Origin of the sequence: Collinsella sp. WCA1-178-WT-3 (M1), assembly GCF_009696325.1 — a bacterium.
Taxonomy (GTDB): domain Bacteria; phylum Actinomycetota; class Coriobacteriia; order Coriobacteriales; family Coriobacteriaceae; genus Collinsella.
In genome coordinates, this window is the sequence record NZ_VUME01000002.1 from 83,982 (window position 1) to 100,838 (window position 16,857).

The 16,857-nt window shown below is 60.1% G+C and carries 7 protein-coding genes; all 7 read left to right on the forward strand.

The window, feature by feature from the left end:
* Nucleotides 1–54: 54 nt before the first annotated feature.
* Nucleotides 55–1,218: a double-cubane-cluster-containing anaerobic reductase gene (locus tag FYJ40_RS02080; RefSeq protein ID WP_154515339.1), complete on the forward strand. Its 1,164-nt coding sequence runs from the start codon at nt 55–57 to the stop codon at nt 1,216–1,218.
* A gap of 155 nt (nt 1,219–1,373) precedes the next feature.
* Nucleotides 1,374–2,138, forward strand: coding sequence for an acyl-CoA dehydratase activase (locus FYJ40_RS02085; RefSeq protein WP_154515341.1), 765 nt, complete (start codon nt 1,374–1,376; stop codon nt 2,136–2,138).
* 84 nt (nt 2,139–2,222) lie between these two features.
* Nucleotides 2,223–3,272, forward strand: a complete 1,050-nt coding sequence (gene selD, locus FYJ40_RS02090) for a selenide, water dikinase SelD (RefSeq protein ID WP_154515343.1) — start codon at nt 2,223–2,225, stop codon at nt 3,270–3,272.
* A 60-nt stretch (nt 3,273–3,332) separates the two neighbouring features.
* Nucleotides 3,333–3,959 (forward strand): sulfurtransferase-like selenium metabolism protein YedF, encoded by a 627-nt coding sequence (gene yedF / locus FYJ40_RS02095; protein WP_154515345.1) that lies wholly within the window; start codon nt 3,333–3,335, stop codon nt 3,957–3,959.
* A gap of 20 nt (nt 3,960–3,979) precedes the next feature.
* Nucleotides 3,980–4,231, forward strand: coding sequence for a DUF3343 domain-containing protein (locus tag FYJ40_RS02100; protein WP_154515347.1), 252 nt, complete (start codon nt 3,980–3,982; stop codon nt 4,229–4,231).
* Complete coding sequence (locus FYJ40_RS02105) at nt 4,228–5,370, forward strand: aminotransferase class V-fold PLP-dependent enzyme (RefSeq protein ID WP_154515349.1); 1,143 nt, start codon at nt 4,228–4,230, stop codon at nt 5,368–5,370. Before FYJ40_RS02100 ends, FYJ40_RS02105 begins: the two co-directional genes overlap by 4 nt.
* A gap of 127 nt (nt 5,371–5,497) precedes the next feature.
* The gene (locus FYJ40_RS02110; RefSeq protein WP_154515351.1) at nt 5,498–16,780 is read left to right on the forward strand and encodes a leucine-rich repeat protein; all 11,283 of its coding nucleotides are present in this window, start codon (nt 5,498–5,500) and stop codon (nt 16,778–16,780) included.
* Nucleotides 16,781–16,857 lie beyond the last annotated feature (77 nt).

The window sequence follows — 16,857 nt, forward strand, 5'->3', positions numbered from 1 at the left end:
CCTCGGGCACCTGGGAAAGCCGTTTCCTTGGTTGGTAAAAAGTTTAGGAGTTATATGTCGGAAAATATTGAGCAGCCGTTGCCGTCCACGTTTGAGGAATTCAACGAGCAGCGCAAGGCGGCGTTTATTCGCGTCAAGGATTACAAGCAGGCCGGCAATCGCCTGGTCGGCTTTTTGTGTAGCTATACCCCGCTCGAGATTATCGATGCCGCGGGCGCCTCGAGCGTGGCTCTGTGCGGTACGTCCGACGAGGTGATTCCCGAGGCCGAGAAGGTGCTGCCGGCAAATCTGTGTCCGCTCATCAAGTCGACGTACGGCTTTGCCTACTCGCAAAAGTGCCCGTTTACGTACTTTAGCGACATGATCATCGGCGAGACCACCTGTGACGGCAAGAAGAAGATGTACGAGTTACTCAACGAGCTCAAGCGCACGCACATTCTGCATCTTCCGCAGGGTCGCGACCGCGCCTACGAGCGTGAAGGCTGGTACGAGGAGTGCCGCCTGCTCAAGGAGGAGCTCGAGGGCTTCTACGGCATCACGATTACCGACGATGACCTGCGCGCTGCCGTCCGTCGTCGCAACCGCTTGCGTGCGGCCCAGCTCGACATGTTTGCGCTGCAGGCCAACCAGCCGGCGGCCATGAGCGGCGTCGACCTGATGAGCACCATGTTTGCCGGCACGTTCAGCTTTGATATCGAGGCCTATACGCAGCAGCTGGAACAAAAGGTTGCCAAGCTGCGCGAGGCCTATGACGCGGGCGAGCGCCCGGTTGCGGCGGATGCCAAGCGCATTCTGATCACCGGCTGCCCGGTGGGCGGCGTGATCAACAAGATCGGTCGCACCATCGAGTCCAACGGCGGCGTGGTCGTGTGCATGGATGACTGCTCGGGTGAGCGCACGGCGGTCATGATAATCGACCCGGATGCACCCGACATGCTGCGCGCCATCGCCGACCGCTACCTGGACATCAACTGCTCGGTCATGACGCCCAACGAAGGCCGCATGGAGAACACGCTGGCCATGTGCGAGAAGTACCACGTCGATGGCGTAGTGGAGAGCGTGCTGCAGGCTTGTCACACCTTTAACGTGGAGAGTGCACGCATGCAGGAGGCCGTTGAGGGCGCAGGCATTCCGTATATGAAGATCGAGACCGATTACAGCAATGGCGACATGGGCCAGATCGAGACGCGCATCGCCGCCTTCATCGAAACCCTCTAGCTTCCTCAGGCACCGGATCTTGCCCCTCAAACCGTCGCTTGCGTACCCAAAGTACGCTGCGCTCCTCTTTCGGGGTAATCTCCGGCACCTGAGAAACCTAGAGCTAAGGCGCCTGAACGCGCCGCTACCTTTGATGTTTAGATTGGGAGAGAGCCATGATAGGGATCGGGATCGATATCGGGTCTACGGCGGCTAAGGCCGCTGTGGTCGATGGGGTGGATTCGGTGGCGTGGACGTGCGTGCAGCCAACCGGGTTCTCGTCGGTCGATGCGGCCGAGCGTCTGCGTGGCGAGCTTGCCGCGGCTGGCTATGACGTGGCTGCCGACGATGTGCGCGTGGTCGCGACCGGATATGGTCGTGTCGCCGTGCCCTATGCGCACAAGGTTGTGACCGAGATTACCTGCCACGGTACCGGTGCCGTGCGTCTGTTTGGCGACCATGGCACGGTGATTGACGTGGGCGGCCAGGATACCAAGGTCATTACGATCAAGGGCGGCCGCGTGGCAAAGTTCGCCATGAACGACAAGTGCGCCGCCGGTACGGGGCGCTTTTTGGAGATCATGGCCGACCGCCTGGGCATTACCCAGCAGCAGATGGCCGACCTGGCGCGTTCCGGCGAGCCCACCAAGATCAGCAGCATGTGCACGGTGTTTGCCGAGAGCGAGGTCATTAGTCTGATCGGCCGCGGCGAGCCGCGCGAGAACATTGCGCGTGGCGTGATCGAGAACGTCGTGTCGCGTGTGGCGACCATGGCCTCGCAAGCCACGGGCGCCCCGTACTATCTGACCGGTGGTCTGTGCGAAAACGCCTATGTCGTCGAGCGTCTTGGCGCATTGGTGGGCTCGCCAGTCACCACCTCGCCCCAGGCCCGCTTTGCCGGTGCCATCGGCGCGGCCATTCGAGCCCAGGCGCTCGCGTAGGGGGCCGGTGCGATAGATTGCCCGCTCTCGGCGCCGTCATGCGTATACTGGGAGGAAATGATTGACCTATGAGAGGAGGAATCGATGGCTGACGATCTCATGAAGCTCACGCAGATGACTGCCGCGAGCGGTTGAGCCGCTAAGTTGGCTCCTGGAGCCCTCGCCCAGGTCCTGGGCGACTTACCCAATGTGCATAACGACAACCTGCTTGTGGGGTTCGATACCTCCGACGATGCGAGTGTCTTCCGCGTTGGCGATAACTTGGGCCTCGTGCAGTCCATCGACTTCTTCCCACCGATGGTCGACGACCCGTTCCTGTTTGGCCAGATCGCCGCGGCAAACTCACTGTCGGACATATACGCCATGGGCGGACGGCCGAGCCATGCCATGAACCTGCTTTGCATACCCAGTTGCCTGGGCGTTGAGGTTGCCGGCCAGATTCTGGCGGGTGGCGCCGACAAGTGCGTCGAGGCCTGCTGTGCCATCGCGGGCGGCCACACCATCAACGACGACGAGCCCAAGTACGGCCTGTCCGTGAGTGGCTTTGTCGCGCTTGACCGTATGCTCACCAACAGCGGCGCACGCGTGGGCGATGTTCTGCTGCTGACCAAGGCGATCGGCTCGGGCATCATCACTACGGCCATTAAGGGCGAGCTCATCGAACAGGACGAGGCCGCAGCCATGTTCGACTCGATGCGGACCCTCAACGAGGCTCCGATTCGTCTGGCCGAGGAACTCGAGCTTCATGGCTGCACCGACATCACGGGCTTTGGCCTGATCGGACATGCGTGCGAGATGGCCGAGGGCTCGGGCGTGCAGATTGAGCTTGTGTCGGGGGCGGTGCCGCTCTTTGACCAGGTGCTCGACATGGCACGCCTGGGCATTATCCCTGCCGGCGCCTACCGTAACCAGGACTTTTTTGGCCCGCGCGTGGCTGCCGACGAGGACCTGGAGCCGGGCATGCTGGATGCGCTGTACGATCCGCAGACCTCGGGCGGCCTGCTTATCGCGGCGCCTGCTGCCGATGTGGATGAGCTTGCGCGCCGTCTGCATGCCGAGGGGCGCGTTGCCGCCGTCGTCGGCCGCGTGTGCGAGCCGGTGCCGGGCGGTCCTGCCGTCCACGTTGTCCGCTAGCCCGCACGTTTATGTAACTGTTTACCGTTCTCTAGAACGGTTCTTTCGAAAGGAAATGCTATGTCTACCAAGATTGAAGTCAATGCCATGGGCGACGCCTGCCCGCTGCCCGTCGTCAAGACGCTTAAGGCGCTCAAGCAGCTCGATGGCGAGGGCGTTGTCGTGACCTCGGTCGATAACGAGACCGCCGTCAAGAACATCTCCAAGATGGCGCAGGAGAAGGGCTGCACGGCCTCGGTCGAGAAGGTTTCTGACGCCGAGTGGCACGTGACCGTGGCGACCGCCGGTGCCGTGGCCGTTGCGGACCCCGAGCAGGATGGCGCTGCCTTCTGTGATGCCAGCGCCGGCAAGGGCAAACTCGTCATTTCCGTCTACACCGACTGCATGGGCCGCGGCGACGACGAGCTGGGCCACAAGCTCATGAAGGCCTTCATCTTTGCCGTGACGCAGCAGGAGGAGCTGCCCGCGACCATGCTGTTCTACAACGGCGGCGCCAAGCTCACCGTCGAGGGCTCTCCGGTGCTCGATGACCTGAAGGGCCTGGCCGAGCAGGGCGTCGAGATTCTCACCTGTGGTACCTGCCTGGACCACTTTGGCATTAAAGACCAGCTTGCGGTGGGCGAGGTCACCAACATGTACGTGATCGTGGAGAAGATGGAGCAGGCCGTGCGCGTCGTGCGCCCGTAACATATTTGGTTGGAGTTGCCATGAGGGAGAAGCGTCCGGCGCTTGTCATCACGTTTCCCACCACGGCGGCCGCCATGGGGTGCGAGACCCTATGCATCGAGCGCGGCCTCCCCGGGCGAACGATTCCTGTGCCCGGGGAGGTCGCTGCCGGCTGCGGTCTGGCGTGGAAGGCGTTGCCTGCCGATGAGGAACTGCTGCGCACCGAGCTTGCCGCAGCTGGTGTTCCCACCGAGGGCTTTACGGTGATTGACATGTGGGAGGTCGTGCGATGATCTATCTGGATAACGCGGCGACGACCATGCTCAAGCCGCAGGCGGTCATCGATGCCGTGACGCAGGCGATGTGCTCGCTCGGCAATGCCGGGCGCGGCGCCACGTCGGGTGCTCTCGATGCGGCTCGTACGATTCACGGTTGCCGTGCCAAGCTCGCGCGCCTTTTGGGTTGCCCGAGAGCGGACCATGTGTGCTTTACGCCCAACTCCACGGCTGCGCTCAACACCGCCATCTGTGGCGTGGTGCGCCCCGGCGACCGTGTGGTCACGACGGTGCTCGAGCACAACTCGGTGTTACGCCCGCTCAATCGCCTGGCGGCGGAACAGGGTGTGGCGGTTGAGCGTGCGGGCTGCGACGCGAACGGCGTGCTCGACTACGACGAGCTCGAGCGGTTGGTGACGCCGGACACGCGTGCTGTGGTGGTGACGCACGCCTCCAATGTGACCGGCAACGCGGTCGACATTGCGCGCGTAGCGGCCATGGCCCATGCGGCAGGTGCGCTGGTGATCGTCGATGCCTCGCAGTCTGCCGGTACGGCGCATATCGATATGCACGCCATGGGGCTCGATGTCGTGTGCTTTACCGGTCACAAGGGGCTCATGGGACCTCAAGGCACCGGCGGCCTGGCCGTGGTGGAAGGCATTGACGTGGCGCCGTGGGCCATGGGCGGCACGGGCGTGCACAGCTTCGATGAGCTGCAGCCGCTTGAGTGGCCCACACGCCTTGAGGCGGGCACGCTCAACGGTCACGGTATCGCGGGCCTTTCTGCCGGCCTCGACTTTATCGAGGCACAAGGCGGGGTCGAGGCGATTGCGGCGCATGAGCGCTCGCTTGCAGAGCGCTTCCTTGCCGGCGTGCGCGAGATTCCGGGGATTAAGCTCTACGGTGTCTTTGACCAGCCCGTGCGCTCGGCGATCGTCTCACTCAACGTGGGTGATATCGACTCTGCCCAGATTTCGGACGCGCTCATGCAGGGGTGGGGGATTGCGACGCGCCCCGGCGCCCATTGTGCCCCGCTCATGCACCGCGCGCTCGGGACTGAGCGTCAGGGTGTCGTTCGTTTCTCGTTTGGGTATTTCAACACGGACGGGGAAGTCGACGCCGCGATTGACGCTTTGCGCGATTTGAGCTGCGATTAGACCAACCTTCTGCGCCCTTAGATAAACCGTTTGCGTAACCTTCCCGCATTGTCGCTTATACAGGGTATTGTGAGATGATGGCCCGCACTGGGTCCTCGGTATCTTTGCGAATTGCGGGAAGGTTCCTATGAACAGGATCACTGCTGCCCTCTATAGGTTTTTGGTCGTCTATCTTTCGGTCGCGATGGTCGTGACCTCGATACCCCTTGCGCCCAGCACAGCCTATGCCGATGATGCTGGGGCGGTCGCCGTCGAAAACGAGGCCCAAGAGACCGACTCGGGCTCTGACGCTGATGCCGATGCGATCGATAACGCGTCGTCTTTGGGCGAGGGCGGCTCATCCACAACTTCCGACCAAACGAATAACGCTCTGGACGAATCGTCCAGCTCGGATACCAGCACTTCCACGTCGAGCCTGGCCCAAGATCTTTCGAGCTCCGCGACCAACTCCGATGCAGCAAAGACCTCGCCTGTAACGGCGGAACCCTCGTCCGATGACAGCGAAGTCGATCCCCTCGTGTATGAGGACCCAACGGTCTATGAGTATGCCAAGCTTATGCCGAACGGCTATGTGTATCCGTGTGATGCTGGCGGAAGCGTTACGGTAGAGATTGATGAAAACGACCCGAATGAGAACTCTGTCGATGGTAAATTGGTGACCAACCTGATCGTTGATTACGGAGTGGATGGGGTCCCCGGATATATTTGTGAGTACTCCTCCAATCTGCGCTCGGTACGTTTTGAGAACAGCTCTATTTCTTCAATTGGATTACACGCCTTTTCTGGCTGCTCGAATCTCGCCGATATCAGCTTTTCCGGTATGACCATTGGGGGCATCGGAACAGAAGCGTTTTCTGGGTGCGGATCGCTTACGAGTCTGAACATTAATGACGTTGCTACCATCGGCTCTATGGACGATGCCGCGTTTGCCTGGAGCGGGCTGCGGTCTACGGGGCTCGACAAGGTCGTTGGTCTCAGTTCGATTCCTGAGAACGCTTATAATGGCTGCAGCGCTCTGACCGATACCGGTCTGGGAGGGAACACATCTATCACATCAATCGGCGTTAATGCGTTCAAAAACTGCTCTCGCCTTGCGACGACGGGGCTCGAGAACAATACGACGATCAAGACGCTTCGCGAAGGCTGTTTCTCCGGGACCAATATGAGCGGCGGGCTGACGCTGCCCCTTTATTCCAAGATCGAGGAACTGCCGAGCCGTGCGTTCTATGGCTCTAAGCTTGAAACTGTGTACTTTGGATGCGACCATGTGGTGCTCATTAATTCCACCACGTTCCCCAAGCAAAACATGACCGTCATGGTCCCTGCCAAGATGGTTTCGCAATACGCAAGCGGTCGCCCCAACGAGGTTTGGGAGAGTTGCAATGGCAGCCTGCCCGTCCCCGTGGGCAAGATGCTTCAAAAGATTAAGGTCTCGCGTGATCCCGACAAGATGGCCTATCAGCAGGGTGACACCATTTCGCTCGAGGGCATGAGCGTCACGTTTCAATATCCTCATTCGACGATGGATAGCGACTACGAAGCGCTCATAAAGGACGAACTCGGCGAATACCTTACGGCGACCCCCTGTGATGGTGATGTCTTCGACGAGTCGATGGACGGAGAACCTATACAGCTCGTGTACGACGATGGCTACACGCGCCTTATCGCGTACAGCAAGGGCAACCTGCAGCAGGCGGCCTACGAGTATGCCAAGTTCATGCCGAACTACTACCTGTATCCGTGCGACGCAAACGGAAATCTTACGGTAGAAATCGATGAAAACAACCCGCGCGAGAACTCCGTCGACGGTCGAATGGTAACGAATTTGATTGTCGATTACGGGGTTGATGAAGTCGACGCACAGCTCTGCGCCGACTCTACCAATCTGTGCTCAGTGCGCTTTGAGAACAGTTCCATTTCCAAAATCGGACTGCACGCCTTCTATAACTGCCCGAATCTCACCGATATCAGCCTTTCCGGCATGGCCATCGGTACCATCGGGAAAGAGGCATTCTATGGCTGCAAGTCGCTTACGAGTTTGAACATCAACGAGGTTGCCGCCATTGGCTCTATGGGCGACGCCGCGTTTGCCGAGAGTGGGCTGGTTTCCACGGGGCTCGACAAGGTTGTCGGCCTCACATCGATTCCCGACAGAGCCTACGAAGGCTGCAGAGCTCTGACCGATACCGGCCTGGACAAGAATACCTCCATTACATCGATTGGCGTTTGCGCGTTTAGGTTCTGCTCGAACCTTGCTACCACGGGGCTCGAGAGCAACACAACGGTCGAAACGCTTGGTCACACCTGCTTCTACGGCACCGACTTGAGCGGCGGGCTGACACTGCCATATAACTCCAAGATCGAGGAGTTGCCGAAAAAGGCGTTTGGCAGTACCAATCTCGAGACCGTGTTCTTTGGGTGCAACAATGCGGTGCTCATTAACACCGACACGTTCCCCAAATACAACATGACCGTCATGGTCCCCGCCAAGATGATTCCGAAGTATGCTAACGGGCATCCCAAAGCTGTTTGGGAGAAGTGCAACGGCTGCCTGCCCGTCCCGGTGGGCAAGGTGCTCGAGAACGTTGAGATTTCATGCGACCCCAACAACATGACCTATGAGACGGGGGAGACCATTTCGCTCGAGGGCATGAACGTCGAGCTCGATTACCCGCATTCGGTATCGATTTGGGACTACGAGGCCCTCATACAGGAAGAGCTCGGCGAGTACCTTACGGCCACCCCCTGCGATGGTGATGTCTTCGATGAGTCGATGGACGGACAGCCCGTAAAGCTCGTGTATGACGACGGCTATTCGCATTTCGAAACCCAAACCAAGGGCACGCTACAACTTAAGAAACCCACGCCGACATCGTTCCAGATCTCCTATGCCCAAACGATTGATAAGGGCGAACACAAGCTGATGGATGGCGTTGAGCTTCCCGATGTTTCCGGCACGATGACGATCGACGCAGGTGCCGAAGTCGCGCTCGATGCCGGTACTTTGGGGATGCTCAACGACAACATCACGTTTAAGGGCTGGTATGACACCGAGTCCGGCAAGTACATCTCCAAGGAGCCGGTCTACACGTTTACGCCAGATAAGGACCTGTCCCTGGAGGCTCGCTTTAAGCTCAAGGACTATGCGGTGTACGTCAACGATGCGCAGGCGACCGACTCGTCGCAGGACTTTGCGCACCTGAGTGTTACCGCTCAAAACTGCTATCGCAATGCCGGCGAGACGGTTGAGGTTTCCGCTGTCACGGATAACGCGCTGTTCCTGGGCTGGTATCTGGGCGAGGGCGATGATGCGTACGCCGTGAGCGATCAGCTTGACTTTACCTATACGGTGGACAAGGCGGACGCGATTGTGTCCGAGGACAAGACTGACGCTAGGATCGAGATCACTCCGCGCTACTGCGCTCCGCAGGCGAGCGTTGTGCTGGGTGTGGACGGGGTCGATGAGAACGGGCAGCCGCTCGGACAGTTCCTCTCTACCGGTCTGTACGGTATCGGGTCGCGCGTAACGGTCGTGGCGGTGCCAATGCCTGGCTATGTGTTTGACTACGCGACCGATGCCCTCGGCAACGTTGTCTTTACCGGCGACGATGGTCCGTCCTACACGTTTGTGCTCGAGGGAGATGTGCAGTACACCGCGCATTTCCGCGCTGCGACTGACCCCGACGAGTCACTCGCAGCGCTTAAGGCTGCGCTCATCGCCGCGATTACGGCTGCGGCCGTCCTCGCTACCATGTATGGGCTGGGCGAGATCGTCGACCCCATCGCGGCCGATGCGGTGATCGAGATCGGTATGGCCGACAACATTGAGGATGTTGCCGCCGTCGGCACGAAGGCGCTCAAGGAGATTAAGGACATCATCGACGACCACAAGAAGCCCAAGCCTCATGGCGACCATAAGATCGAAATAATTGCCACCGCGCAGCCCGAGGTGGGCGGCGTCGTTACCGGAGGCGGTATCCACTATGAGGGGACGGTCGCCACGCTGGAGGCTGTCGCCAATCCCGGCTATCGCTTCGTGTGTTGGAAAGAGAACGGTGTCGAGGTCTCGACATCACCTCTCAAGACGATGACGATCACGGACCTGACGCCCGAGGTCGTAAAAATGACGGCCGTTTTCGAGAAAAAAGTTGAGATTACGGCGGTTGCCGAAGCCGATGGCATTCAGGCCGATTTTTCGACAGGCTGCACCGCAAGCCCCGTAAAGCAGAGCATTACGCGTGGCGATCAGGCTATGGTCACCGCGAGCGAGGGTCCCGACTATGCCTTTGTGGGATGGTTTGAGGACGGCATCGAGGTCTCGCCCGAGCGTACGTATATCTTCAAGGCCGAGGTCGACCGCCATCTGGTCGCACGCTTCCGCAAGGCGGATAAGACAATCCTGGTGAATACCGATCCCTTCGATAGCGCCGAGGTGCTGTGCGATGGCGTGCCGGTCGTGGATGGCAAGGTTCGCGCGAAGGATGGGGACATTCTCACGTTTACGATGCGGCCCAAGGTGCGCCCCGACAATCCGGAAAAAACGTATCGGTTTGTGGAGTGGCGCGAAACCGATGCGCAGGGCATCACGATTGCCAACAAGCAGGAAGTTTGCGAATACCGCGTTAACGGGAATGCCCGGATCGAGGCTGTAATGGACGGCAGGGATGCGCATATCGTGCGTGCCGAGGCCGACCCGCTCGAGGGCGGCACCGTTACACTGAAGCGCGGCGAGACTGCCGGCATGGTGCTCGAGGTTCCCGAAGGGGAGCGCGTGACCGCGGAGGCCACCCCATCCGAGGGTTATATCTTTGACGGTTGGTATCTGAGCAATGGTGGCTCGGATACTACGTCGACGCTGGTGTCGAGCGAGCGTTCCTATACCTTTGAGCCCATTACCGACTGCGTGGTCCAGGCGAAGTTTACGCGTGCCTGCAAGGTAGACGTGGTCGTTGAGCCGGCCGCGGCCATGGCGGGCAAATATTTAGTGCACGGCGAGGGCTACTGCATGAAGGGCGAGCCTGCCACGCTGAGCATAGAGCTCACGGCCGAGGCGAGCAAACAATTTACCTTTAAGGGCTGGTACGACGCCAAGACGGACCTGCTTTTGGGCACCGACCCCAGCTACCTCGAGTTCTATCCCGAGGACGTGGAATGCACCGTGCGCGCGGTGTTTGAGGAAAATACCTATACCGTGACGGCGAAGGCCAAGAAGACCTTTATTGAGCGCGGTGCGGTTGAGATTGAGGGGCACCCGGGGGCATCTTCGGTTACCTGCGGATATGGCGACACGGTGATGCTCAAGGCAAAGGCCAATGACGGCTACCGCTTTGACCATTGGAAGGATGACTCCGGTAAGGAATACGACACCGCCGAGCTGGTCGTTAAGGTTACCAAGAGCGACACCTATACCGCGATCTTTACCGACTCAAAACCCGAGGTCATGGTCACGGCTGATTCGTGGCTCGGCGGTACCGTGACGTGCAACGGGACTGTGGTGAAGCCCATGACTGATAAGTTCAAATTAGGTGAGACCCTTCATCTGACGGCCAAGGCCCATCCTGGCTTTTTGTTCTGGGGTTGGTACGTCAATGGCCGCCTGAAGAGCCTTAAACATGAGACCTCGTTGGTTGCGAAGGCTCGCGGTAAAACCGGGCACTGCGTTATTACCGCGGCCTTTGTGCCTGTCGATACCGTTTGCGTACCCCTCGCCGATCCTGCGGAAGGCGGCACCGTCAAGGCGAGCCGCGTCCTTGCCGACCGCGGCGCTGAGGTTGCCCTGAAGGCGACGCCCAACCCCGGTTACGTCTTTACTGGTTGGTATACGGCCGACGGCACGTTTGAGTCTGCCGATGCGGAGTTCACCTGCCACCAGGAGCGCAGCCATGTGCACGTCGCTCGCTTTATGGCAAAAAGCTATGAAGTCGACGCCACGGCGGTAGTCGATTCCGGCACCGGTTCGCTGGTCGAATCGAGCGTCGCCGGCTGGGTCGAGGGCACAGGTACCGTTGAGGCGGGGCATGCCGCCACGCTGACCGCGCATGCGCTTTCGGGCTATGCGTTTGAGTATTGGGCCGATGCCTCGGGAGCCGTGGTAAGCCGTGACAGAACCTATCACGTGGTGCCGACGTCTGACACGACGCTCCAGGCCGTGTTCTCGGCAAAGCAATGTACGGTGGACGTCTCGTGCGAGGAGAGTATGGGCTCGGTCGAGGGCGCGGGGACGTATGCCGCCGGACAGGTCGCAACCGTGCGTGCGGTCGCCGCCGAGGATACGGCTTTTGTGGGCTGGCTCCGTAACGGCACGTGCGTGAGCTCCAAGAAAACCTATCGATTTACCGTGCGTGAGGATACGTCGCTCTATGCCCTCTTTGCGTCGGGTTCGTATGTCGTGCATACCGTTGCCTCGCCTGGCGAGGGCGGAGCCGTGAGCGGCTTTGGTGGCTATGAGGCCGGCGACCGCGCAACGCTTCGTGCGACTGCAAACACCGGGTATTCGTTTGCGGGTTGGACGGACGACAAGGGCGGGACAGTCAGCGAGAACACCGACTATACCGTTAAGGTCACGGACGACGCTACCTACACGGCGACCTTTGCGCCTAAGTCCTATCAGGTCGTTTTGAGCGCGAGTGACGATAGCGTTAGCACTCTGAGCGGCGAGGGCTCCTATCAATTCGGTGATACGGTCGAACTCAACGCTACACCTATGGGTACCAATCGATTTGCCGGTTGGTATGTCTTGGATGCCGAGGGCAACAAGTCGCTGCTGAGCTGCGACGCCCATTGCTGGGTTAAGCTCGACAAGGATATGGTCGAGGGGCTCGAGGACGATACGTTGGAGCTCCAGGCCGTGTTTGCCGATCCGTACGAGGTGACCGTTACGGGCGAGGTCGTGGTGAAGGACAAGGCTTCGAACAGGGGCTGCCGCGTTACGGGCAGCGGTAGCTTTGCCGTGGGCAATCATGTGGAGCTGACTGCTGTTGCCGGTATGGGCTATCGCTTTGTGGGCTGGAGCACCGATAAGGAGGGCACCTCGATTGTCGAGACCGCGACGACCCTCGATGTGACCGCCATGCAAGACATAACGTACTACGCACAGTTCGAATCCGATGGACAGGTGACCATTACCGTCACCGGCTCGTCCATCTTCCGCGGTACGGCCCTTCTGGTTGACGGCATTCCTGCCGGTAGCAGGTCGTACGACAGGGGCGACATGTTTATGGCGATTGCGATTCCGTGGAAGAAGTACCACTTCTCGCATTGGGTCGACGATGCGGGTGTCACGGTGAGCTACAGCGCATTCTATATCGGTACCGCAAAGGAGAATAGGCAGCTTACGGCCGTGTTCTATGAGACGGGTTGCGATGTCCAGGTCGCTACGTATCCCAAGGGCGCGGGCTTTAGCATGGTTGCGCTTGGTACCGGCGGCTCCTACAACTCCGCGGCGATTATGTTTACCGTGCCGCACGAGGGTTGGAAGTTTAAATGCTGGGTCGACGAGAACGGCATGCCTGTGGGCGCCACGCCGGTGATCAACCGCGTAGTGTTTGGCAACCGTACTTTTACGGCCGTTTATGAGCGGGCGTCGATGACGGTTACGGCGGTGGATTCGCGTCAGGGCGGACACGTCGATGGTTCCTCCGAGGACGAATCTCTGGGCTATGCCGTGACCAACGAAGTCGAGAACGGTGAGTCCACGACCCTGACTGCCGTTCCCGATGCGGGCTATGTGTTTGATGGGTGGTATGCACGCAATGATGATGGGTCGTTGGGCGATGAGCCGCTGAGCACGGATGCTACCTGGACGTTTGTCCCCGAGGACAACATGACCGTTGAGGCGCGCTTTGCGGAGGCGCCTAAGTACAAGGTGACGGCCCGAGCGGTCAACGGATCGGTTGATCCGGAGTCTGCTTTGGTCGCTACGGATGGCAAGGCGACGCTTTCGGCGACGCCCGATGAGGGCTGCTACCTGACGCGCGTGACTGTTGCCGAAGAAGCGGGTGATGAAGGTTCGGCTGGCAATGCCTATGACCTTGATATTTCTGACTATAAGAGTGGGGCGTACGAGGTCACACTGAGTGGCGTGAGTGCTCCGCAAAAGGTCACGTTTGAATTCGCGAAGGCTGCGGCTCCGGAGGTGCTCGCTCAGCCGCAGGATGCGAGTGCTTACGAGGGCGATCCGGTTGAGCTTTCTGTCACCGCCGAGGCGGGGCGCAATGTTCGCGCCCATGCGGACGTGTCTTCTGGATCCGCTGCAGACGTTACGCTGAGCTACCAGTGGTATCGCGTGCCCGTCGATGGTGGCAAGGTAGAGCCGCTAAAGGGCCAGACGGGGGAGACTCTTTCAATCGCCCAGCTCGACAGTGACAGCGAGGGCGAGTACTTCTGCCGCATTGCGCAGAACTACCTGGGCACGGTGACAAAGACGGACACCGAACATGCGAAGGTATCCATCGTGCCCCGAGAAGCACTTGTGTTTAACGGGCGTGTGCTGCCGGTGTCGACCGCTCACGATGAGTACCGTGCAGAGATTACCGGCGCTACGGGCGGCAAGGCACCGTATGCGTACAACTTGGATGATGTTGAGGTTCCTGAGGGCATGCAGCTGACGCTGGCAGATGACGGATCGGGCGCCTTGTTGCTCTCGGGCGTGCCTGTGGCTACGGGTGTTTGTCGCTTTAAGATTTCGTGCACCGATGACCTGGGCGACAAGTGCGATGCACACTTCGCGCTGCTCGTGAAGGCGAAGAAAGCCCCGCTTGCATTTGAGGGCCAGACCTTTACCTACAACGCGACGGCGCAGGCCCCGAAGCTTTCGGGCGTGCCCGCGGGTTGCGAGAACGATGTCAACCTGATCTATGTCGGCACGGGTGACACGCATTACTCGTCGGATCAGGCGCCGGTGGATGCCGGCACGTATCGTGCGGTGGTGACGCTCGACGCCAAGGGATATGTCGGTAATGCCACCTGTGACTTCACGATCGAGAAGGCCCCGGTCGATATTTCGATCGAGACGTCTGATGTGACATACGATGGCGCACGACACGGTGCGGCGGTTGCGGTTGCCGGCCTTGATGCGTCTGCCTATTCCGTTACCTATCGCGGTATAGATGGAACGTCCTATGGTCCGACGGCGCTGGAGCCGTGCGACAGTGGCAACTACCGCGTCACGGTTACGGTGACTGACCCCAACTATCAGGGTAAAAAGTCCGCCGAGTTCTCGATTGCAAAGGCAAGCCAGGTCATTACGGGAACGACGAGCTATTCGGGTGTTTACGGTGGAGACCCCATTGTGTTTAACAACGTTGCCCAGACTCCCGTGAGCTTTGAGCTGGTTGATTCCGATGACGATGCGAGCTCGGTTTCGATTAAGGGGCGTTGTGCGACGGTGAAGGCCGCCGGTACGGCGCGTGTTGTCGCCCATGCCGCTGCCTCGCGTAACTATCTTGCTGCCGAAGACGTTGAACTGACGGTTGCTGTTGCGCCGGCTCAGCTGCTGGTGAAGGTCGACGATGCCGAGCGCTTTGAGGGTCAGAAGAACCCCGAGTTTACCTCCAGCTTGGTGAGTCGTTGCGACACGTCGGACGTAAAGGTTACGTACTTCTGCTCGGCGAATGAGAAATCGCCGGCGGGTGAATACCAGATCGACGCGGCGGTCGCCGATCCGAACTTCGATGTCGCGGTCGACCCTGGCGCGCTGACGGTCAAGAAGAAGCCCGAGCACTACAAGGTGACGGCGAAGGCAGTCAACGGTTCGGTCGACAATGCTTCGGTTTCGGTTGTTGAGGGCGGGGACGCGATCCTCTCGGCGACGCCCGACGAGGACTGCTACCTCGAGCGCGTGACGGTCGCGCAGGCAGGCTCGGATGCGACTGTTGACCTCGACATTTCTGATTACAAGGGCGGGGCGTACGAGGTCACGCTGAGCGATGTCACCGCATCGCAGGAGGTCACGTTCGAGTTTGTGAAGGCGGACGCTCCGCATGTGGTCGCGCAGCCGCAGGAGGTAAGCGTCCATGAGGGCGATTCGGCTGTGCTCTCGGTTGCGGCCGAGGCAGGCAAAAACGTCGCTGACCACGCTGCCTCGTCCACGGGTTGCGCTGCCGAGGTTGAGCTTTCCTACCAGTGGTTCCGCGTGGTGAATGGCAGGGCCGTGGCGCTCGATGACGAAACGGGGGAGACGCTCTCGCTCGCGGACCTCGATGAGGATTGCGCCGGCGAGTATTCCTGCCGCGTCACTCAGCGATATCTTCGTACCGAGACACAGGTGGACAGCGATCGCGCCGTCGTTTCCGTTGTGCCCCGGGATGCCCTCGTGTTCAACGGCGGTCTGCTGCCGGTCGCACGTGCGCATAACACGTATCGCGCGACGATTTTGGGTGCCGCGGGTGGCGAAGCTCCGTATGAGTACACGTGGGACGACGCTAAGCTCCCAGACGGATTTAAGCTCATCCGCACGGCGGGCGGTCTGACGCTCTCGGGCACCTCGTCCAAGGCCGGAGTGTCTACCTTTGACGTCACGTGCAAGGATGCTCATGGCAAGACCGCGACCGCGCACTTCGTTCTGGTCGTTCAGGCGAAGCGGGTCGAGCTCGCATTTGCAGGCGGCGACTTCGTCTATAGTGGTGACGCCCAGGCGCCCGAGGTCACGGGGGTTCCCAAGGCCTGCGAAGGTGACTTGAGGATCAGGTATTACGGGACGGGCGGCACACACTATTCGTCGAGTGAGGCCCCGACCGATGCGGGCACGTATCGCGCCGTTGCCACGCTGCGAAGCAACGGGTATATCGGCGCCGCCTCGCGCAACTTCAAGATTGCGCCGGCGAAGCTTAAGGTAAAGGTCGACGATGCTGAACGCTTCGAGGCAGAGGCGAACCCCGCGTTTACCTCGAGCCTAAAGAGCTCGGCCAATACCTCGGGCGTGAAGGTCGAGTACTCCTGCGTCGCCGATGAGAGTTCCCCGGCGGGCGAGTACCAGATCGAGGCGACGGTCACCGACCCGAACTTCGATGTCATGGTTGAGCCCGGTACGCTGACGGTGAAGAAGAAGCAGGAGCCTGTCGACCCGGACCCGGTGGTTCCCGATCCGGGCAAGCCCGACCCGGACCAGCCGGACAAGCCCGAGCCTGACAACCCGAGTAAGCCGGAGCCGGAAAAGCCCGGAACGCCCGATTCCGACCAGCCGGATTCAAAGGATCCGACAAAACCCGGTAGCTCGGATGACTCCGCAGTCGATAAGGCGAAGGCATCGGGCGCGGAAAACTCCGGTAAGAAGGAGTCTTCCAAGTCGAGTGCTCAGCAGCTCGCCGATACGGGCGATCGCACGCCGTTGGCTGTCGCTGTGGCCGCGGGTGCTGCTGCGCTTGTCGCACTGGGGCTCGAGCTGCTGCGTCGCCGTCGCTCTGACGCGTAGCGGATCTAAAGAGGCAACCAGATTGATGCTTTGCATCATCTGACCTGCTCAAACGATTATACTTGCGGGACGGGTCT